The organism is Nonomuraea maheshkhaliensis (assembly GCF_039529435.1).
GTDB classification, from domain to species: domain Bacteria; phylum Actinomycetota; class Actinomycetes; order Streptosporangiales; family Streptosporangiaceae; genus Nonomuraea; species Nonomuraea maheshkhaliensis.
Genome location: NZ_BAAAMU010000169.1, coordinates 1 through 20,381, shown reverse-complemented (window position 1 = coordinate 20,381; position 20,381 = coordinate 1). Strand labels below are relative to the sequence as shown.

At 71.5% G+C, this 20,381-nt stretch carries 17 protein-coding genes; 9 read left to right on the top strand and 8 right to left on the bottom strand.

From position 1 onward, the window contains the following. Positions 1–1,356 (bottom strand): hypothetical protein (locus tag ABFX54_RS51460; protein ID WP_346114554.1); only part of this gene is annotated, 1,356 nt, incomplete at its 3' end. Between the two features lie 103 nt (positions 1,357–1,459). Here ABFX54_RS51460 and ABFX54_RS51455 point away from each other — a divergent pair. Next, a complete protein-coding gene (locus ABFX54_RS51455; RefSeq protein WP_346114553.1) occupies positions 1,460–1,933 on the top strand; it encodes a GNAT family N-acetyltransferase in 474 nt (157 codons plus the stop codon). 78 nt (positions 1,934–2,011) lie between these two features. On the opposite strand, the gene ABFX54_RS51450 is transcribed toward ABFX54_RS51455, so the two are convergent. Then, the gene (locus ABFX54_RS51450; RefSeq protein ID WP_346114552.1) at positions 2,012–2,302 is read right to left on the bottom strand and encodes a hypothetical protein; all 291 of its coding nucleotides are present in this window, start codon (positions 2,300–2,302) and stop codon (positions 2,012–2,014) included. 202 nt (positions 2,303–2,504) lie between these two features. Here ABFX54_RS51450 and ABFX54_RS51445 point away from each other — a divergent pair, with 202 nt between their 5' ends. The 6 genes from ABFX54_RS51445 (at position 2,505) to ABFX54_RS51420 (ending at position 10,985) form a co-directional block, all read left to right on the top strand. Next, the gene (locus ABFX54_RS51445) at positions 2,505–3,815 is read left to right on the top strand and encodes an MFS transporter (RefSeq protein ID WP_346114551.1); all 1,311 of its coding nucleotides are present in this window, start codon (positions 2,505–2,507) and stop codon (positions 3,813–3,815) included. A gap of 1 nt (position 3,816) precedes the next feature. Further along, entirely contained in the window at positions 3,817–5,829 is a 2,013-nt protein-coding gene (locus ABFX54_RS51440) for a molybdopterin oxidoreductase family protein (protein WP_346114550.1), read from the top strand. After that, complete coding sequence (locus tag ABFX54_RS51435; RefSeq protein WP_346114549.1) at positions 5,826–7,220, top strand: FAD-dependent oxidoreductase; 1,395 nt, start codon at positions 5,826–5,828, stop codon at positions 7,218–7,220. The genes ABFX54_RS51440 and ABFX54_RS51435 overlap by 4 nt, the downstream gene beginning before the upstream one ends. Further along, on the top strand, positions 7,217–9,646 hold the full coding sequence (nirB, locus tag ABFX54_RS51430; protein ID WP_346114548.1) for a nitrite reductase large subunit NirB: 2,430 nt from the start codon (positions 7,217–7,219) through the stop codon (positions 9,644–9,646). The genes ABFX54_RS51435 and nirB overlap by 4 nt, the downstream gene beginning before the upstream one ends. Continuing rightward, positions 9,643–10,005: a nitrite reductase small subunit NirD gene (nirD, locus tag ABFX54_RS51425; RefSeq protein ID WP_346114547.1), complete on the top strand. Its 363-nt coding sequence runs from the start codon at positions 9,643–9,645 to the stop codon at positions 10,003–10,005. The genes nirB and nirD overlap by 4 nt, the downstream gene beginning before the upstream one ends. Positions 10,006–10,463: 458 nt before the next feature. Further along, positions 10,464–10,985, top strand: a complete 522-nt coding sequence (locus ABFX54_RS51420; RefSeq protein ID WP_346114546.1) for a YybH family protein — start codon at positions 10,464–10,466, stop codon at positions 10,983–10,985. Between the two features lie 119 nt (positions 10,986–11,104). Here the strand turns inward: ABFX54_RS51420 and ABFX54_RS51415 are convergent, their stop codons facing one another. Next, entirely contained in the window at positions 11,105–11,350 is a 246-nt protein-coding gene (locus ABFX54_RS51415; protein WP_346114545.1) for a hypothetical protein, read from the bottom strand. Positions 11,351–11,540: 190 nt separating this feature from the next. Here ABFX54_RS51415 and ABFX54_RS51410 point away from each other — a divergent pair, with 190 nt between their 5' ends. Next, positions 11,541–12,290, top strand: a complete 750-nt coding sequence (locus ABFX54_RS51410; protein WP_346114544.1) for a hypothetical protein — start codon at positions 11,541–11,543, stop codon at positions 12,288–12,290. 1,020 nt (positions 12,291–13,310) lie between these two features. Here the strand turns inward: ABFX54_RS51410 and ABFX54_RS51405 are convergent. Next, positions 13,311–13,970: a FadR/GntR family transcriptional regulator gene (locus ABFX54_RS51405; RefSeq protein WP_346114543.1), complete on the bottom strand. Its 660-nt coding sequence runs from the start codon at positions 13,968–13,970 to the stop codon at positions 13,311–13,313. A gap of 224 nt (positions 13,971–14,194) precedes the next feature. Between ABFX54_RS51405 and ABFX54_RS51400 the strand changes: the two genes are divergently transcribed. After that, positions 14,195–16,117 carry a Xaa-Pro dipeptidyl-peptidase gene (locus ABFX54_RS51400; protein ID WP_346114542.1) on the top strand — a complete coding sequence of 641 codons (1,923 nt, stop codon included), beginning with the start codon at positions 14,195–14,197 and terminating at the stop codon, positions 16,115–16,117. 65 nt (positions 16,118–16,182) lie between these two features. On the opposite strand, the gene ABFX54_RS51395 is transcribed toward ABFX54_RS51400, so the two are convergent. The 4 genes from ABFX54_RS51395 to ABFX54_RS51380 are packed head-to-tail and all read right to left on the bottom strand — an operon-like array spanning position 16,183 to position 20,235. Next, positions 16,183–17,976 (bottom strand): RNA polymerase sigma factor, encoded by a 1,794-nt coding sequence (locus ABFX54_RS51395; protein WP_346114541.1) that lies wholly within the window; start codon positions 17,974–17,976, stop codon positions 16,183–16,185. Between the two features lie 51 nt (positions 17,977–18,027). Beyond that, complete coding sequence (locus ABFX54_RS51390; protein WP_346114540.1) at positions 18,028–19,203, bottom strand: FAD-dependent oxidoreductase; 1,176 nt, start codon at positions 19,201–19,203, stop codon at positions 18,028–18,030. Continuing rightward, positions 19,200–19,961 (bottom strand): maleate cis-trans isomerase family protein, encoded by a 762-nt coding sequence (locus ABFX54_RS51385; RefSeq protein WP_346114539.1) that lies wholly within the window; start codon positions 19,959–19,961, stop codon positions 19,200–19,202. Before ABFX54_RS51385 ends, ABFX54_RS51390 begins: the two co-directional genes overlap by 4 nt. 58 nt (positions 19,962–20,019) lie before the next feature. Next, positions 20,020–20,235, bottom strand: coding sequence for a hypothetical protein (locus ABFX54_RS51380; RefSeq protein WP_346114538.1), 216 nt, complete (start codon positions 20,233–20,235; stop codon positions 20,020–20,022). Between the last annotated feature and the right edge of the window lie 146 nt (positions 20,236–20,381).

Here is a 20,381-nt window from a genome sequence, read left to right as displayed (position 1 = left end):
CAGCTCCCTGGCCTCCCGCGCGGCGGCGGCCTGCTCCGCCCGCGCCGCCTCGCTCGCGGGCCCGTCGCGCAGGGCCAGCGCCTGCCCGAGCCGGCAGCGCGACAGCGTGGCGGCCGGCCAGTGGCTCAGCGCCAGGTTGTCGTGCACGGCCGCGCGCAGGTGCCGGACGGCGAGGTCGGGGTCGCCCTGGGTGAGCGCGGCCATGCCCAGCGAGTGGTGCGTCGAGCCGAAGCAGGCCACGCCCAGGCTGGCCACCATCGGCAGGTGCGCGTACGGGCTCAGCAGCGTGTACGCGCGGGCGGCCGTCTCGGCGTCCCCGAGCAGGTGCGCGGTCTCGACCACGCAGTACATCGACAGCAGCCACGTGCTGGAGCTCGGCAGGGCGCCCAGGTCCCGGCCGCGCAGCCGGGCGAGGTGGCCGGCCGCCTGGCGGCTGTCGCCGGAGACGGCCGCGGCCAGCGCCAGCCCGGCCAGGTAGGAGTTGTCGATGGGGCTGAGCGTGGGGGAGCTGGCCAGGTCGGCCATCGCGGGCAGCAGCTCGGCCACGCGGCCCTGGTACCAGCGGACGGCACCGAGCTGGCCGCCGTACCAGCCCGTCGCGTCCACGTCGCCGGCTGTCACGCCGAGCTCGTAGCACTCGCCGGCCAGCCGCTCCGCCTCCTCGAAGCGGCCCGCCCTGATGGCGAGCATGACCCGCATCGCGGCGGCCACGTAGCCGACCGCCAGGTGGGGCTGCTCGTCGAGCAGGCCGCGCAGCTCCTCCAGGCAGCGCTCCGCGTGCGGGTCGGCGGCCAGGTACAGATCGGCCGTGCGCCACATGAGACCCATCAGCAGGTCGCCCCTGCGCCGGGTGACGGCCGCCTGGCCGATCAGCTCGGCGGCCAGCTCCTTGCGCAGCCGGCCGTGCTCGGGGCCGAGCAGGCAGTGGTGCGCCAGGCTCAGCGCCTCCGCCAGCAGCTCCGCGTCACCCGCGCCCCTGGCCTGCTCCAGCAGGCGCAGGATCTCCTCGTGGGCGCCCCTGCGGTAGTCCGCCTCGCCGCACATCCGTACCCGCAGCCGCTGGGCGAGCGTGGAGCCGGGGTCGATCAGCGACAGCGCGTGCCGCTGGCGGGCGCGCACCATCTCCGACTCGGCCGCGGTCCTGTGCTCGCGCACCCAGATCCCGCCCAGTCCCAGTGCCGCCCGTGCCAGCGCGGGCGGGTCCCCGCACGCCTGAGCCTGCCGGTAGGCCGCGTCGAACCAGCGCCGTGCGGTACGCAGGTCCCCGTTCACATATAACGCCCGCTCGCCCAGCACGAGGGACAGCCTGAGCTCCGCACACGGCGGGCGCACGCCAAGCCCTTCCGCAACGCTCACGATTCCGCTCCCCTGTCGGTCACCTTTATTGAGCGTCGGCATGGCCCTCCGAATACTGTTCTAAGAAACCGCGCACGTTTCAAGGGCCCGTACGCTGAACGACATGATTCGTCCTGCCACACCCGCCGACGTCCCCGAGATCATCGCCATGATCCGGGAGCTCGCCGCCTACGAGAAGGCCGCCCACGAGGTGCGCGTGACCGAGGAGCAGCTGCACGACACGCTCTTCCGCGACAACCCCGCCGCCTTCGCCCACATCGCCGAGCAGGACGGCGAGGTGGCCGGCTTCACGCTGTGGTTCCTCACCTACTCGACCTGGCGCGGCGTGCACGGCATCTACATGGAGGACCTGTACGTACGCCCCGCGCACCGGGGCGGCGGCCACGGCGTCGCCCTCATGAGGCGGCTGGCCGAGATCTGCGCCGAGCGCGGCTACCAGCGGCTGGAGTGGTCGGTCCTCGACTGGAACCCGGCCATCGGCTTCTACGAGAAGCTCGGCGCGGTCAACCAGGACGACTGGTACCGCTACCGGCTGACCGACGAGCCGCTGCTCCGCCTGGCCACCCTGCGCGACTGAATCCACTGAGGCCGCCGACCCCCGGACGCGCGTCACGCGGGTCACGCACCGACGGCGTGGCCCGCGTGACGCGTCCGCTCAAACGCCGGCGTGGGACCGGCTCCGCGTGCCCTCAGCCTGCTCGAACACGCCCATCTCGCCTTCCTGCATGTCGCGGTGCGTCTCCTCGATCCGCAGCGCGACGCCGAGGGCGAAGAACGTGGGCGCCCACTCCCCGATGAAGATCCCCCATCGGTCGGCCCGGTCGAGCCCGGCCCGCTCGGTGTTCTTGGACATGAACCAGACCCCGCAGGACAGAGCGATCGACGCCAGTCCCGCGGTGTACATGTGTCCGGAACGCACGCCCATCTGATGCAGCTTTTTGATCATGTTTCCCCCCTTGCTGTGAGTGCTGTTACCCCAGGCAGGGCCAGGTAACCGATCATTACCGGCATGTTTCGTACGTGACGCTTGTGCGGAGCTTGTTACCGCGGTGAATCACCCGTAACGAACTCACGGCCACGCAGGGTCAAAGTGCGTAACGAGCCCTTCCTACCGTGGTGATTCCGGACGCCGAGCGTAGGAGAGGTCGATGGCGCGCTGGATCGCCGAGTGGCATCCCGATGACCCAGCATTCTGGGAGAGTTCAGGCAAGCGCGTCGCACGGCGCAACCTGATCTTCTCCATCGTTGCCGAACACCTCGGCTTCACCGTGTGGACCCTGTGGAGCATCGTGGCGACCAGGCTGGGGTCGTACGAGTTCACCACCGACCAGCTCTTCTGGCTGGTCGCCCTGCCCAACCTGATCGGTTCGGTGCTGCGGGTCCCCTACACGTTCGGCCCCGCCAGGTTCGGCGGCAGGAACTTCACCGTGGTCAGCGCCCTGCTGCTGCTCATCCCCGCCGTGCTGCTCGGTGTGGCGGTGGGCAACCCGGGCACCCCGTACTGGCTGTTCCTGGTGATCGCGGCGCTGGCCGGGTTCGGCGGGGGCAACTTCGCCTCCAGCATGGCCAACATCACCTACTTCTACCCGCGCGGCAGGCAGGGCGTCGCGCTCGGGCTGAACGCGGCCGGCGGCAACATCGGCGTCAGCTCGGTCCAGCTCGTCATGCCGCTGGTGATCGGCTCGCTCGGGCTGGCCGCGGCCGGCTGGTTCTGGGTGCCGTTCATCCTCGTGTCGGCGATCTGCGCCTGGTTCTTCATGGACAACCTGACCAGCGCCAAGGCCGACCCGCGCGAACAGCTCGCGGTGGCGGGCAAGGCCCAGACCTGGATCATGTCGTTCCTCTACATCGGCACCTTCGGCTCGTTCATCGGCTACTCCACCGCGTTCCCGCTGCTGAGCGCGAGCCTGTTCCCCGGAGCGCCGTTCGCCGCGGTGGCCTTCGCCGGGCCGCTGATCGGGTCGCTGATCAGGCCCGTCGGCGGCTGGCTGGCCGACCGGCTCGGCGGCGCGCCGGTCACGCTGTGGAACTTCGCCGCGATGGGCGGCGGCGTGCTGCTGGTCTGGGCGGCCAGCACCTCGGGCAGCTTCTGGCTGTTCTTCCTGGCCTTCCAGGTGCTCTTCCTCACCTCCGGCATCGGGAACGGCTCCACGTACCGGATGATCCCGGCCATCTTCCAGGCCAAGGCGGTGGCCGAGCGCGGCGAGGGCGAGGAGGCGCTGCTGTACGGCAAGCGCCAGGCATCGGCCGCCATCGGCATCATCTCGGCGGTCGGAGCGCTCGGCGGATTCCTCATCAACCGGGCGTTCGGGATGGCGTTCGCTGCGGCCGGCACCCCGGCCCCCGCCTTCCTCGCCTTCGGTGTCTTCTACGTCTCCTGCTTCGCCCTGACCTGGTGGTGCTACACCCGCAAGGTCGGCGTCAACGTGGTGGCGAGCCTCGCCCATGCCAGGGTCTGACGTGACGGCGACCCACTGCCCGTACTGCGCGCTGCAGTGTGGCATGGAGATCGGCCCGGGGGTGGCCATCACCCCCAGGACCGACATTCCGGCCAACTCCTCGGGCGCGCTGTGCCAGAAGGGGTGGACGGCGGGCGAGCTGCTCACCAACGGCGAGCGCCTGACCACGCCCCTCCTCCACGGCGAGCCCGTGGCCTGGGACGTCGCACTCGACTACGTGGCGGACCGGCTGTCCGCCATCCGCGCCGAACACGGCCCCCACGCCGTGGCCGTGTTCGGCGGGGGCGGGCTGACCAACGAGAAGGCGTACTCGCTGGGCAAGTTCGCCCGGGTCGCGCTCGGCACCAGCCAGATCGACTACAACGGCCGGTTCTGCATGTCCTCGGCCGCCGCCGCCTCCATCAGGGCGTTCGGCATGGACCGGGGCATGCCGTTCCCGATCACCGACCTGGCCGAGGCCGACGTCGTGCTGCTGGCCGGGGCGAACGTCGCCGAGACCATGCCGCCCTTCGTCCGCCACGTGACGGGCCCGCGGGTGATCGTGATCGACCCGCGCCGCACCCAGACCGCCAAGCTGGCCTGGCTGCACCTGCAGCCGGCCCCCGGCACCGATCTGGCGCTGGCCCTGGGCCTGCTGCACCTGGCCATCGCCGACGAGCTCGTGGACGAGGCGTACGTCGCCGCCAGGACCACCGGGTTCGAGGAGGTGCGCACCTCGCTGTCCGCCTGGTGGCCCGAGCGGGTCGAGCGGATCACCGGCGTGCCCGTGCACCAGATGCGGCAGGCGGTCAGGGCCATGGCGGCGGTGGACAAGGCGTACATCCTGACCGGGCGTGGCGCCGAGCAGCACGCCAAGGGCACCGACACCGTCACCGCGTACATCAACCTGGCCCTCGCGCTCGGGCTGCCCGGCCGGCACGGCTCCGGGTACGGGTGCGTGACCGGGCAGGGCAACGGGCAGGGCGGCAGGGAGCACGGGCAGAAGGCCGACCAGCTCCCCGGCTACCGCAAGATCGACGATCCGGCCGCCAGGGCGCACGTGGCCGGGGTCTGGGGGATCGACCCCGAGGACATCCCGGGGCCCGGGCGGTCGGCGTACGAGCTGCTCGACGCCCTCGGCACCAGGGAAGGGCCGCGCGCGCTGCTGCTGTTCGGCTCGAACCCGATCATCTCCGCGCCGGCCTCCGAGCACGTGGCCGGACGCATCGCCGCCCTCGACCTGCTGGTGACCTGCGACTTCGTCATGTCGGAGACCGCGGCGCTGGCCGACGTGGTCTTCCCCGTGACCCAGTGGGCCGAGGAGAGCGGCACCATGACGAACCTGGAGGGCCGCGTCCTGCTGCGGCAGCGGGCGGTCGCCCCGCCGGAGGGCGTCAGGAGCGACCTGGACGTCATCGCCGCCCTCGCCGAACGGCTCGGTCACTCCTTCGAGACCGAGCCGGTCCAGGTCTTCGACGAGCTGCGCCGCGCCAGCGCGGGTGGCCCGGCCGACTACTCCGGCATCACGTACGAGCGCATCACGGCCGAGACCGGCGTCTTCTGGCCCTGTCCGACCCAGGACCACCCCGGCACGCCCCGGCCGTTCCTCGACTCCTTCGCCACCCCGGACGGCCGGGCCAACTTCGTGCCCGTCCAGCACCGGCCGCCGGCCGAGGAGATCGACGGGGACTACCCCCTCTACCTGAGCACCGGCCGGGTGCTGGCCCACTACCAGAGCGGTGCGCAGACCCGCAGGATCGCCCCGCTCGTGCAGGCCGCGCCCGAGCCGTACGTCGAGCTGCACCCCGACCTGGCCGAGCAGCTGGACATCGGCCCCGGCGACGTCGTGCGCGTCACCAGCAGGCGCGGCGAGGCCAAGGCCGTGGCCAGGATCAGCGACGCGATCAGGAGGGACACCGTGTTCATGCCCTTCCACTGGGAGGGCGCCAACCGGCTCACCAACCCGGCCCTGGACCCGACGTCGAGGATGCCGGAGTTCAAGGTCAGCGCCGTCAGGGTGGAGAGGGACTCATGAGGCTCGTCGTCGTGGGCAACGGGATGGCCGGGTCGCGGCTGATCAGCGAGGTGCGCGCCCGTGACCCGCACATGAAGATCACCGTGTTCGGCGCGGAGACGTGCCGCCCCTACAACCGCATCCTGCTGTCGAACGTGCTGGCGGGCAGCTCAAGGCCGGAGCAGGTCCGGCTGGTCGACCCCGCCTGGTACGACGCCCACGACGTGACGGCCGCCTTCGGCAGCGCGGTCGCCCACATCGACAGGGAGACCAGGCACGTCGTGACCGAGGACGGCCGGCGCGAGCCGTACGACCTGCTCGTCCTGGCCACCGGCAGCGACGCCATCGTGCCGCCGATCCCCGGCGTGGAGCGGGCGATCCCGTTCCGCACGCTGGAGGACTGCGAGCGGATCATGGAGGCGGCCGAGCACGCCCGCGGCGCCGTGGTCGTCGGCGGCGGCCTGCTCGGCATCGAGGCCGCCCGCGGCCTGGCCGGGCGCGGCCTGCCCGTCACGCTGCTGCACCTGGCCGACCACCTCATGGAACGCCAGCTCGACAGCGAGGCCGGCGTGGTGCTGGAGGAGACGCTGGCCGGGCTCGGCGTGCGGATCCGCACGGGCGTCAGCGCCTCCCAGGTGGAGGAGAGCGGCGTCAGGCTCGACGACGGAGAGCTGGTCGAGGCCGACCTGGTCGTGCTCGCCTGCGGCGTGCGCCCGGTGACCAAGCAGGCCGCGGACGCCGGGCTGGAGGTGCGGCGCGGCGTCGTCGTGGACGACGAGATGCGCACCGACGACCCGTCGATCTTCGCCATCGGCGAGTGCGCCGAGCACGACGGCACCGTGTACGGCCTGGTCGCCCCCGCCTGGGAGCAGGCCGTGGTGGCCGCCGAGGTCATCACCGGCGGCAAGGCCCGCTACCGCGGCTCCCGGCTGGTCACCCGGCTCAAGGCCAAGAGCGTCGAGCTGGCCGCGATGGGCGAGACACACCTCGGCGAGGAGCACGCCGAGGTGGTGCGCTTCAGCCACCGGGCACGCGGCACCTACCGCAAGCTCGTCATCCGCGACGGCCGCCTGGTCGGCGCGATCCTGCTGGGCGAGAGCGACGCCGTCGGCACGCTCACCCAGCTCTTCGACCGTGGCGGTCCGGTGCCGGGCGACCGGGCCGGGCTGCTGTTCCCCGGGCTGTCGTCGGCGCCCGTGACCGACAGCCCGACGCTCATGCCCGACGCGGCCACGATCTGCCGGTGCAACAACGTGACCAAGGGCCAGATCAGGGCGTGCTGGGAGGCCGGGGCGCGGGACGTGGCCGGAGTGGCGGCCGCGACCAGGGCCACGACCGGATGCGGTACCTGCCGCGACGCCGTGGAGGGCATCGTCGGCTGGCTGTGCGAGCAGGAAGGGATCTCCGTGTGAACAGGATCGTCGTCGTCGGGTACGGCCCGACCGCGCACCGGCTCGTCGAGACGCTCACGAGCAGGGGCTTCGCCGGCACCGTGACCGTGATCGGTGAGGAGCCACGCCCCGCCTACGACCGGGTGGCGCTGACCTCCTACCTGTCGGGCACCACCGTCGAAGACCTCACCTACGAGGTGCCCGCAGGCGTCGCGACCAGGCTCAACACCCGCGTCACCGGCATCGACAGGGACGCCCGCCAGGTGCTCCTGGCCGACGGCGGCGCCGAGCCCTACGACGTGCTCGTGCTGGCCACCGGCTCCGCGCCGTTCGTGCCGCCGGTGCCGGGCGCCGAGCACGCCTTCGTCTACCGCACGATCGAGGACCTCGACGCGATCAGGGTGGCCGCCAAGGACGCCGTGGAGGGCGTCGTGGTCGGCGGCGGCCTGCTCGGCCTGGAGGCCGCCGACGCGCTGCGGGCGCTCGGGCTCAAGGCGCACATCGTCGAGATGAGCCCCTGGCTGATGCCGCGCCAGGTGGACGAGGGCGGCGGCTCGGTGCTCAAGTCGCACATCGAGGGCCTGGGCCTCAGCGTGCACGCCGGAGCGGGCGTGCAGGAGGTCGTCGCCGACGAGGAGGGCCGGGTCACCGGGCTGCGCAAGCCGGACGGAAGCCTGGTCGAGGCGCAGGTCGTCGTCTTCTCGGCCGGGATCAGGCCGCGCGACGAGCTGGCCAGGTCGTCCGGGCTCGACGTCGGCCCGCGCGGCGGCATCGTGGTCGACTCCGCCATGCGGACCTCCGACCCCGCCATCTACGCGGTCGGCGAGTGCGCGCTGTCCGGCGGCATGGTCTACGGGCTCGTCGGGCCCTGCAACACGATGGCCGAGGTGGCCGCCGACCGGATCATGGGCGGCCCGGCGACGTTCGAGGGCGCCGACCTGTCCACCAAGCTCAAGCTGCTGGGCGTGGAGGTGGCCCAGTTCGGGGCGATGGAGGGGGCGCTCGACGTTACCTACATGGACCCGGTGGGCGGTGTCTACAAGAAGCTGTTCATCAGCGACGACGCGCGGACGCTGCTCGGCGGCATCTGCGTGGGCGACGCCTCGCCGTACACCTCGCTGCGGCCGTTCGTCGGCAAGGAACTGCCCGCCGCGCCGTCCGACCTGCTGTTCAGCGGGGCCGGGGCGAGCCTCGACCTGCCGGACGAGGCGCAGGTCTGCTCGTGCAACAACGTGTGCGCGGGCGACATCCGCTCGGCCATCGCCGACCAGGGTGTCACAGACGTACCCGGCATCAAGTCGTGCACGCGGGCAGGGACGACCTGCGGCAGCTGCGTGCCGATGCTCAAGCAGCTGCTGGAGAAGTCGGGCGTCGAGGTCAGCAAGGCGCTGTGCGAGCACTTCACGTACTCGCGGGCCGAGCTGTTCGACATCGTACGGGTGCGCGGCATCACCACCTTCTCCGAGCTCATCTCCCAGCACGGGCAGGGCCGCGGCTGCGACATCTGCAAGCCGGCCGTGGCCTCCATCCTGGCCTCGCTGCACAACGGGCACGTGCTGGAGGGGGAGCGGGCCGCGCTCCAGGACACCAACGACGCCTTCCTCGCCAACATCCAGAAGAACGGCACGTACTCGGTCGTCCCGCGCATCCCCGGCGGCGAGATCACGCCGGACAAGCTGATCGTGATCGGCGAGGTGGCCCGCGACTTCGGCCTCTACACCAAGATCACCGGCGGGCAGCGCATCGACCTGTTCGGCGCCAGGGTCGAGCAGCTGCCGGAGATCTGGCGGCGGCTGGTCGACGCCGGGTTCGAGTCGGGGCACGCGTACGGCAAGGCACTGCGTACGGTGAAGTCCTGCGTGGGCTCGACCTGGTGCCGCTACGGCGTCCAGGACTCCGTGGGCATGGCCATCGCGCTGGAGCTGCGCTACCGCGGCCTGCGCTCGCCGCACAAGCTGAAGTCGGCCGTCTCCGGCTGCGCCCGCGAGTGCGCCGAGGCCCGCTCGAAGGACTTCGGCATCATCGCCACCGAGCAGGGCTGGAACCTCTACGTCGGCGGCAACGGCGGCTTCAAGCCCCGCCACGCCGACCTGCTCGCCACCGACCTGACCACCGACGAACTGATCAGGACCATCGACCGGTTCCTCATGTTCTACATCCGCACCGCGGACCGGCTGCAACGCACGGCCACCTGGCTCGAGTCGCTGGACGGCGGCCTCGACTACCTCCGTGAGGTGATCATGAACGATTCGCTCGGCATCTGCGCCGACCTGGACGCGCAGATGGACCACCACATCGCCACCTACGCCGACGAATGGCAGGCCACGCTCGACGACCCGGACAAGCTCAGCCGGTTCGTCAGCTTCGTCAACGCCCCCGGCGTGCCCGACCCGTCGATCGTGTTCGGCAGCGAGCGCGGCCAGATCAAGCCGGTGATGGCCCCATGAGCTGGACCCCGATCTGCGCCTACGACGCCCTGCTGCCGGAACGCGGCGTCTGCGCCCTGGTGGACGGCGTCCAGGTGGCGATCTTCCGCACCTACGACGGCGACCTGTACGCGCTGTCCAACCTCGACCCGTTCAGCGGTGCGCACGTGCTCTCGCGCGGCATCGTGGGCACCAGGCGCGGCGAGCCGACGGTCGCCTCGCCGCTGCACAAGCAGGTGTTCTCGCTCGTGACCGGGCGTTGCCTGGACGACGAGAGCGTGTCGGTGCCGGTCTACGCCGTACGGGCGGAGGGCGGGCACGTCGAGGTCACCGTGCGTCAGCTCGTGGAGGCCGGCGTACTCGTGGAGGCCGGCGTCTAGGGGGACGCGCCGGAGAACTTCAGAAGGGGACGCCGGGTGGCGCCAGGGTCGTGACGACGGCCCCGGCGCCACCCGGCGTCTTACGTTTCGCTGCGGTGGGGGCGGGCGGCGGGCTAGGCTCTGGTCTCCACGGCGCCCACCTCTACCGGGGGGTAGACATGTGCGCTGCGGTGAGCCGCTGGAAGCACGCAGCGCCGTCCCGACTCGACGTTGTCACAACGTTCGGCGTCTTCGCGCTGGGGGAGAGGCTCAGGATTCGCCTGGGTTCGCGGCACTGAATGGACGGTATCGGCGCTGCCATGCCCACTGGGTATCAAGGTGGCAACGATCGTGGCTCTGACCGGTCTCTCCAATTCCGGTGAAGCGTTACCGTGAGTAATACCCGGACCCGGTAAAGAGGCTGTGCGAAGTGCCTAAACCGCGCATTCGCCGCCGACCGGCGGGGGCATCAAGCGGCCATGACCAAGATTTCTCAGCGCAGGGCACTCCTGCTGGCCGCCGTCGTGCCCGCACTCCTGATCGCGGGCTGTTCCGCCAACACCCAGGCGATGAAGGGGGCGGCCAGCCCCGGCACGCCCACCGACATGGACTCCATGTCGCCCGGCACCGCTTCGCCGTCCGACACCGCCGGCGGCAGCCAGGCCGAGTCGGCCGTCCAGGGCTACTTCAACGCCCTCAAGTCGGGCAACCTCGACCAGGTCGTCAGCTCCTTCGCCGACGACGCGGTGGTCGCGGTGGACGGGCAGGCCACGGCGGAGGGCAGCCAGGCCATCCGCGCCCTGTTCCAGAAGCTGCAGGGCTCGCAGGACATGAAGCAGGCCACGCACACGATCGACCAGTCGCGTACGGCCGGTGACCAGGACGCCTTCGTCCGCTCGACCAGCAAGCAGGGCGACGACGATTACCGGGAGCTGTTCCTGCTCAGCAAGGACGGCGAGGAGTGGAAGATCTCGCAGTTCATGAACAACCAGGCGTCCTGACGCGCGCGCGAAAAACGGCTTTGCCTGGCCCAGGGTATATCGTCCGGTCGGAAATCGGCATTGCGAGATAGGGCACGCGGGCCGCGGAACGGGCAATTTCTTTGGCGGGGTGACGGGGATCAATTCGGGGCGGTGTCGCCGGGGATGCGGGGGCGGATGCGGCGCTGATCCACCAGCGCCAGGTAGACGGCGAAGGCGCCGCGTGTCCACATGTCCGCCTGCTGCGCCGTCAGCCTGATCTCCTCGCCCTCGTGCGAGACGATCATGTACCCGCCGAGCGGCATCCTGCGCCAGGCGACCAAGAGGTTCTCGTAGACGAGCGCGTCGAGCATCGCGGTCAGATATTCGCGTCCGGCGGCGGGCACGGCGCAAGCCTCCTCGCTCCTCGCCGAATTCTCGCCTTTCTCTTTCCATTGTGCGCGCCCTATCGGGAAATGGCGCACTTTCCTTTCGGGCGTCGGACGTCCGGCGTCGGCCGTTCCGCGGGGCGGCTTTCCCGGGCGGGGCGGGAACCTCGGGGCGGCCTGCGGTGTATGCAGACCGGAGGTGGTCCCCATGAGAAGGGCACTGATGGCACTGGCCCCGGTGACGGCCCCAGTGACGGCACTGGTGACGGCCCTGCTGACAGCACTGGTGACGGCACTGGCCGTCGCGGGCGTCCCGGCCTCGGCTTCCGGTGGCTGGGCGGTGACGTACCTGGATCCGTCCCCGGCCCGCTTCGAGGGCGGCGAGTCGTACACGCTGGGGTTCTGGGTGCTGCAACACGGCACGCACCCGTACCAGGGAGCCATGAACCCCGTCGCACTCCGCTTCACCGGCTCGGACGGCACCAGCCTGACCTTCGACGGAAAGGCCCTGCCGGAGGTGGCGCACTACGCGACGGCCGTGGCGCTGGCGGAGGGCACGTGGAAGGTGGAGGCCGTCCAGGGCCCGTTCCAGCCGTACGAGGTGGGCACCCTGACGGTCCCCGGCTCCCTGCGCGTCAACCCCGTCCCGAAGGACCTGGTGGCCAACCTGGGCGCCGAGGCCGACAAGTACTGGGACACGATCCGCCCCCCGGCTCCGCTGCTCGGCGACGCCCCGGCCGCCGTACCCGCCCAGAAACCCGTCCAGAAACCCGCCACGACCCCGTCCGGCGGCGAAAGCGGCACGGTGCCCACCTGGACCCTGCTCCTCGCCGCGTCCGCCGGCGCCCTGCTGGCACTGACCGCCCTGCGCCTCCCGTCCCTCCTCCGCCGCCGCCCGAACCCAGACCCCGACCCACCGCTCGACGACCAGACGGACACCATCGCCATCCCCGGCTGACCACCCGAACGACCGGGATGCGCCCCCCGAGCGGCACCCGTCCGGGCGCATCCCGGTTCACCCTCAGCGGGACGGCCCAGGCTGCCGGCATCCGGCTCCGGTGACCGGACAGACGTCCACGGAGTATTCGTGATCGGCGAGAACCTGCCGAAGGGATGCTTCCACCGGCGATCCCTGGATGTCCGCACGGATGCGGCGCGCGATGACCAGGACGGTGACCCCCGCGGCTCCGGCGAGCAGAAGCGCGGCGGCCGCGGATTGCGCGTGCCCACGGTACGTCCGCCAAGGGAGGGAACTGTCGCGAGCCCCGTAGCGGATGCGGATCCGGCATCGGGTCCTTATAGCGATACATGTCACGGTCCGCCTGAGTACCGACGACGGTGTAAGTCAGCGGGACGACTCGCCGCGCGATGGGGGTCGCCGCGCGATGGGGGCGCGCTCCCTGTGCGCGTTCGCGAAACAGCGGTAGCAGTGCGTGTACGGCGAAGCGACCGGCGCCGTGCAGACGGCGCACGTGACCTGAGGTATCCGGATGGGGATTCGTCATGACCGCGCCGAGTCGCTCGCGAATCATCTCCCGGAGGGGCGTCCCCCGGGCGAACAGCAGGGCGGGGCGATCGAACACGTCGCGCAACCGCTGCGGATAACGTTCGTCTCCCAAGGCGATGACCTGGATGCCGTCTCGTTCCCGGGAGGCGATGTCCTCCCGCGCCTGGGTGATCGCCTTCTCCACCGGATCGGAGAACAGGTCGTCAGGTCCCAGCCGTTCGCGCAGCAAGGCAACAGGCGATGTCTCGTCGGCGAGCCGCCGCACGGACTCGCGTTCGCCCTTCTCGGTGGTGGTACGCCGAAGCAGCGCCACCAGCGCGGCGCGTTCCCTGTCGTCCCACCTGCTCATCCTCACAGCGTGGTATCCCGGCCGTCGTCACGTCAGTCAGGGCGTCGAACGTATGTGCCTATGGTGGCGTGTCGTCGTCGGAGTACCGGGCACACGACCGGAGCGGTCGAGCGGTCGAGCGGTCAGAGGTCACGTTCCTGCTGGTCCAGGATCGCGACGGAGACGGCGACCGCCTGGGCCGGGTCGCCGGCCTCGATCGCGCGGAGCAGGGCCTCGTGGGAGGGGTCGGGCTCCAGGGCCGCCTGCTCCTGGTCTCGTACGCTGTCGCGCAGCGCGTCGCTCATGCTCCGGTAGAGGTCCCCGAGCAGGGCGTTGTGAGCCGCGTCCGCCACCAGCAGGTGGAAGTCCACGTCCGCGTCGGCGAAGCCGTCGAGATCGCCCGCGCGGCCGGCCGCGTCTCTGCGGGCCAGGGCCTGGCGCATCACGGTCAGGTCGGCCTCCGTGCGCCGGCCCGCCGCCAGCCGGGCGGCGACGAGGTCGAGGCCGCGCCGGACGTCGATGATGTCCATGGCGGCGGCGGTGTCGAGGCGGCGGCGCAGCGCGACCTGGGACTCGTCGGTCGCCGTCACGTAGGTGCCGTCGCCCTGGCGGGTGTGCAGCAGGCCCGCGTGGGCGAGGACCCGCACCGCCTCGCGTACCGACAGCCTGCTCATGCCCAGGCTCTCCGCGAGCCGGCTCTCCGAGGGGATCTTGGTGCCGACCGGCCACACCCCTTCGGCGATCTCCCTGCGGAGCTCGGCGATGGCGGCGTCCACGAGCGAGGTCCGAGCGACGTTACGCATGCACCCTCTCCTCAACGGCTGATCGGACATCCACCCTAGACGCTTCCCGGGCGGGCCCGGCGGCTCGGATCTTCATCGGGCCCGTGGCCGGGCCCGTGGCCGGGTTTCTCCACCGCCCTCACTACCGCCCTCACTACTGCGCTCACTACTGGGCCCTCTTGCCACGTGTCAGACCGTCTGAGAGATTGCGTTCTGGCTCCAGCACACCCTCACGGAGGTCACGCGTGTCACAATTACGCCCGGCCGTGTTCGCCGTCGCGCTCACCCTCGCGATAGCGACGCCGGCCCAGGCCGCCGCCGCTCCCGCGATCACCGTCAAGAACGGCCGGACACAGCCGGTCTTCTCCTACGCGGACGCCGTCCGCGAGCACGTGTACGTCGAGTCGACCGTCGACAGCGACCTCGACGGCAATCTCGACAAGGTCAGGGTGGACATCATCCGGCCCAAGGAGTCCGGTCCCAGACTCAGGGTGCCGGTGATCATCGACGAGAGCCCGTACTACGACAACTCGGGTCGTGGCAACGAGGGCGAGCGGAAGGTCTACGACGCCGCCGGAAATGTCACGAAATTTCCGCTCTTCTATGACAACTACTTCGTCCCTCGCGGCTACGCCGTCCTCAACGTCGACATGCTCGGCACCACCAGGTCCGAGGGCTGCCCCGACATCGGTGGCAAGGCCGACGTGCTGGGCGGCAAGGCCGTCATCGACTGGCTGAACGGCCGCGCCAAGGCCTTCAAGCCGGACGGCACCCCGGCCGTGGCCGACTGGACCACCGGCAAGTCCGCCATGATCGGCAAGTCGTACGACGGCACCCTCGCCAACGCCGTCGCCGCCACCGGCGTCAAGGGCCTGGAGACGATCGTCCCCATCTCGGCGATCAGCTCCTGGTACAAGTACCAGCGCTCGAACGGAGTCGTCTACAACTACGACTACGCCTCCTGGCTGGCGAACTACGTCGACACCGACCCCGAGGACAAGTGCCGGCCGGTACGCGACAAGATGGACGCCGAGGACGGCGACGACACCGGCGACTACAACGGGTTCTGGGCCGAGCGCGACTACATCAAGGGCCTGCTCGGCGACGTCTCCAAGGTCAGGGCCAGCGTCTTCGTCATCCACACGGTCAACGACCTCAACGTCAAGCCCGACAACTTCTCCACCTGGTGGAAGGCTCTGGCCGACAGGAACGTGCCGCGCAAGATCTGGGTCGGCCAGACCCAGCACGTGGACCCGTTCGACTTCGAGGGCCGCAGGGACCTGTGGGTGGACACGCTGCACCGCTGGTTCGACCGCTGGCTGCACGGCGTGCGCAACGGCATCACGAACGAGCCGCGCGCGGACGTCGAGATCGGCCCGGCGCAGTGGATCACGCAGCGCGACTGGCCGGCCCCGTACGCGCTCAAGGCGTCGCTGCGCCCCTCGGCCGACGGCTCGCTCGGCCTGCGCCCCGCCGCCAGGAACAGCACCGCCACGTTCACCGACGTCGCCATGAGCGAGACCGACATGGTGGCCGAGGTGGGCCAGCCGCACCCGGGGCGGGTGGCGTTCACCACCGGTGAGTTGCCGCTGAGCCTGCGCCTGTCCGGCACGCCCACCGCCGACCTGCGGGTCAAGCTGGACAAGCCGGCCTCCAACCTGACCGCGCTCCTGGTGGACTTCGGCGACGACACCCGCGTCGACTGGCGCCGTGGCCAGGGCATCACCACGCTCACCGAGGAGGACTGCCACGGCGAGAGCACCGCGGACGACGACGCCTGCTACCGCAAGGTCGTCACCAACGTGGCCACCCGCCCGCTGGAGATCGTCGCCCGCGGCTGGATCGACGTGCGCAACCGCGACTCGCTCAGCCAGGGCACGCCGCTGCCTCCTGGCACGTACGGGACCGTCAAGTGGCTGACCCTGCCGCAGGACTACACCTTCAAGAAGGGCCACAGGATCGGCCTGGTGGTGGCCGGCACCGACTCGACGTACACCTCCGAGACCGGCACGGGGGCGAACGTCACCGTCGACCTGGCCAGGAGCAGCGTGACCGTGCCGTTCGTGCTCGGCACGCCGCTGCCCGACGTGCCCAAGGACACCTCCAGGTTCCGCGGGCCGGAGAAGCTGGACCTGCCCGAGCCTGAGCCCGGGTTCCACTTCTTCTAGAACACCGGCGCAAAACACCGGCGCGGGGCAGGGGCCGTCAAAGGTCCCTGCCCACGCGGGCCGCATCAGCAGTCGCGCCAGTGGGCCCCGTCGCGGGCGTCGAGCGTCAGCACGCCGTCCCCGCCCTCGACCGTCCAGGACAGCTTCAGGCGCAGCGTGCCCCCACCGGCGGTGGTCCCGCCGGTGTGGCGGCCGTCGCCGCTGGTCCTGCCCGCCCACCTGACCACGATCTCCCCGCGCCGTACGACGGACTCGTCCTCGCAGCGCGCCCCGGCCGTCTCCTTGATCCGGAACCGGTTCCCCGACACGGCGATGCCGTCCGTGCCCGTAGCGGACACGATCTCGCACCGGCCGGTGCACGCCAGCGCGAACGACCCGGTACGCCCCTGCCCCAGCGACACCGAGGCCGGCGACAACCGGGCCGCCGGCGGATCCGGCCTGGGCAGCGCGGACTTCCTGGGCACCGCCTTCAGCGCCGACCCGGCGGTGCTCTCCTGCGAGCCGCCGGCCGCGTTGCCCGTGGTGACCTCGGCCACCCACCGCGAGGGCTCCTCCAGCAGCACGCTCGTCTGCGCCGCGGCCTTGGTGAGCGTGGCCGGGTGCTCGCGGGCGTTCATGACGGCCCAGATCAGGCCCGCCGCCAGCAGGCCCACGCCGAGGATCAGCCCCAGCCTGGCCACGGCCCTGATCGGCGTGCCCTGGTCGGGATCGTCGTCCTCGGGCTTGTCCCGCCAGTACTCCTGCCATTGCCCGGGGTCGTTCCCCGCGCCTCCGCCGCCCGTCAGCCGTTCCGCGCCGGACAGGGTGATGCCGCCGTAGCGGATGACGGCGCTGTCGTGGTGCACGCCGTTGCTCTCGCCCTTGACGACGCTCTTGACGACGGGGGTGTAGACGAGCTTGTCGCCGTTCGCGCCGCCGCGGAAGGCCCTGGTACGGCTCGGCGGCGTGAACGGATGCCGCCCGCGCACGGCGGGCGCGACGGGGTGCTCCTGGTCGGCGGCGGCCGCGCCCGCCCCCGACCAGGGCTTTCCCTGGGTCGCCGCCGTGGGGTCGGCGACCGGGGTAGGTGGCGTGACCTCAGCGACCGGTGGAGCCGGCGACGAGGAGCCGGTCTCGACCAGTGTGCGGGCCTGCACAGGAAAGCCGTCGGCCCGCCAGAGTGGCCCCTCGCCGGGCAGAGGCTGCGCTGACGCCAGCCGGTTGGGCAGTGTGCCGGGCAGTGCCGCGATCGGCAGGCGGCGCAGCAGCGCCGCGGCCGTCATGGTCCTGGGCGCGGCCCGGCAGGTCGCGCAGGACTGGATGTGGCGGCCGATCCTGGCCCTGGCCCGCCGGCCGGGGGCCGTGACCCACTCGCCCACCCGTGCGGTCAGGTCGGGGCAGCCGTCACGGGAGCGCGCCGCGACGATCGCGGCGAACCACTCCTCCAGCCCGGCCGCGGCCCGCTCGACTATGGCGCGCACCTCGGCCTCGGGCAGCTCGAAGAGCGCGCTGAGCTCCGGGTCGGCCAGGCCGTGCCGTACGGACAGGTCGAGCAGCTCGCGCTGCGGCCGATCCAGGGACAGCAGCGCCTCGGGCAGCAGCTCCGACATGCGGCCGGGGCGCGACCACGAGCCGATGCTGGCCGGCTTGGCCACGACCGCCCGATGGGCCCTGGCCACCGCGTACAGCCAGGGCCGGCGCAGGGCCGGATCGACCACCCGGTCCGCGTACAGGTGCGCCGTCATGACGGCGCCCGCCACCGCCTGCTCGGCGTCGCCGGCGGCGAGCTCGGTGCGGCAGTAGTCGTAGAGGCGGGCTCCGTGCTTGTCGCACAGGTCGCGGATGGCCTGGCGGGCGTCGTCGGACAGGGTTCGCCACATCCGGTGTCACCTCCTCCTTTCGGTACGCGGACTGGTGTGTGCTCTCGGTCGTCAGGTCCTCCCGGCCGGTTTCGGCGCGATGTCCAGCAGTGACGCCTGCGCCAGGTAGGCGCGGGTGGCGTCGGGATCGCCGGCGATGGCCCGCAGCCCGGCCATGGCCGCCGCGAGCCTGGCGCTGTCGTGCTCGCGCACGCCCGCCAGGCGCGTCTCGCCGCGCGGGACCACCCGGTGCAGCAGCACCGAGCGGCGCCGCCAGGCCCACGCCTCCAGCGCGGCGGGCTGCGCGTAGCCGCCGATCACGGCCGCGATGACCTGGGCGGCCTCGGCGGCGTCGTGGATGCCGGCGTTCATGTTCAGCCCGCCGATCGTGGACGTCAGGTGCGCGGCGTCGCCCACGAACAGCACCCGCCCGCACCGGTACGACGTCAGCACCCCTCTCGACAGCCCGAACCGGTCGGCGCCGGTCACCCTGATCGGCTCGCTGGCGCCCGGCAGGGCCCGGCGGACCAGCAGGGACAGGTTCGACGGCGACAGCGGCTCGTGCGCCTCGCAGGGGATCTTGAAGATGATCCGCCAGTGGTCGGGCAGCCCGAGCAGGGTGCACGACTGCTGCACGTCACGTACGTACGTCAGCGGCGCCAGGCTCGGCAGCAGCCGGTCGAGCGGCGAGTCGGTGAACACCCGCAGCGCCTGCGTGGGACAGGTGGAGCGGGGGAAGGACAGCCCCAGCGAGCCGCGCACGGTGCTGTGGGCGCCGTCGGCGGCGATCATGTACCGGGCCCGCGTCCAGGTGTGGCCGACGCGGACCCGGATCCCTGTGCCGCCCTCGGCGACGCCGTCCACCTGCGTGCCGAACCGCACGTCCACGTCCGGGTAGACGTTCAGCGCCTCCAGCAGCAGCGCGGTGAGCGCGGATTGATCGGCGTGGATCCTGAACGGATGCCGGGTCAGGCCGTCCAGCCGGTTCATGCCCATCTCGGCGAGCACGATCCCGGACCGGTCGCGCCACTGCACCCGGTCCACGACGCGCCCGCCGGCCACGAGCCGGGAGGCCACGCCTAATGAGTCGAGCAGGTCGAGCGTGGCGGGGTGAAACGTGCATGCGCGTGCCTGCCTGGGCAGTTCGTTCTCCCGCTCCAGCACGGTGACCGGGATCCCGGCCCTGGCCAGGGAGAGCGCGGCCGTCAGCCCGGCGGGACCGGCTCCGGCCACGATGACGCCGTTCATGCCGTGCGCCTCCCCTGCGAAGCCATGGGGCGGCGGTAGGGCACCCGGCTGAGCTTCACGTGCCGGCCGACCGCGTGGGACAGTGCCCACCAGGCGGTGCAGAGGTTGGAGGTGAGCAGGGTCCTGTCATTGCCGTCGGCCAGAGGGCCGAGCACGGACAGCGTGCCCAGTCCTGTGCCGGTGAACAGCAGCGCCGCGTCGGGCGGCGGTTCCGCCAGCTCGACCTGGGTGATCAGTTCGTCGGGGGTGACCGCGTAGGAGGAGTAGCCCTCGCGGGCGCGTACCTGGATGATCTGGGTGACGTTCATGCCGGCCGTCTTCCAGAACCGTTCGGCCAGCTCCGTCACCCACGGCTCGTGCGGTGAGATCAGCACGATGTCGTGGACCATCACGTGGTCCATCGCCTCGCGCGTGGCCAGCGTGGCCGAGGCGAACGGCACCCCGGTCGCCGCCGTCAGCCGGTCGCACTGCTCCTTGTCCCCGTCGGGGCCGAGCAGGTATCGGGGCTCGCTGCAGGCCATGACCATCGCGTCCAGCCGCAGGCCGTCGAAGGCGTTGACCATGGAGGGCAGGTCCGCGTTGTAGCTTTCGAGCCGGTCTGCCATGGGCAGCCCTGGCCGTACGGGGAAGCGGGCGACGTGCATGTCCGCACGCGAGCCGAGCAGGCGGGTCAGCTCGGGTTCCGCTGACGGGTTCGCCGGCGCCACGACGACGCCGACCCTGCCGCGGCTCACGGGATGCCCCGGGCGGGTGCGCATGGATGTCCTCCTGTGCGGGAAGGCGGGCAGTGCTGGAAAGGCTGGAAGACGATCAAGGTCAGGACGCGCGGTGCCGCAGCGCCTGGTCGATCTCGGTGATGGCCTCGACGGACACCTGCCGGATGCGCCGCAGCCGGTGCACGGTGCGCGCGGGCCCGGCGGGCGGCGGTTCGGCGACCTGGTCCTCGCCCCAGGCCGGTGGTGGCGCGCCGGGCCGTACGCCCCGCGCGTGCACTTCGTGTGGTCGTGACCTGGGCACTTCGTCGGTGATCATGATGGCTCCCGGTGGTCTCTGGTGGACGGGAAGGAGTGTTCGGAGGCGGCCGGCCGCTGCTCACGTCCCGACGCCACGGCGACCCGCACCTGCGCCGTGGCGGCGAGCGGAACTGCGGCCGGCGGCGCGGCCTGCCGCGGCCGGGG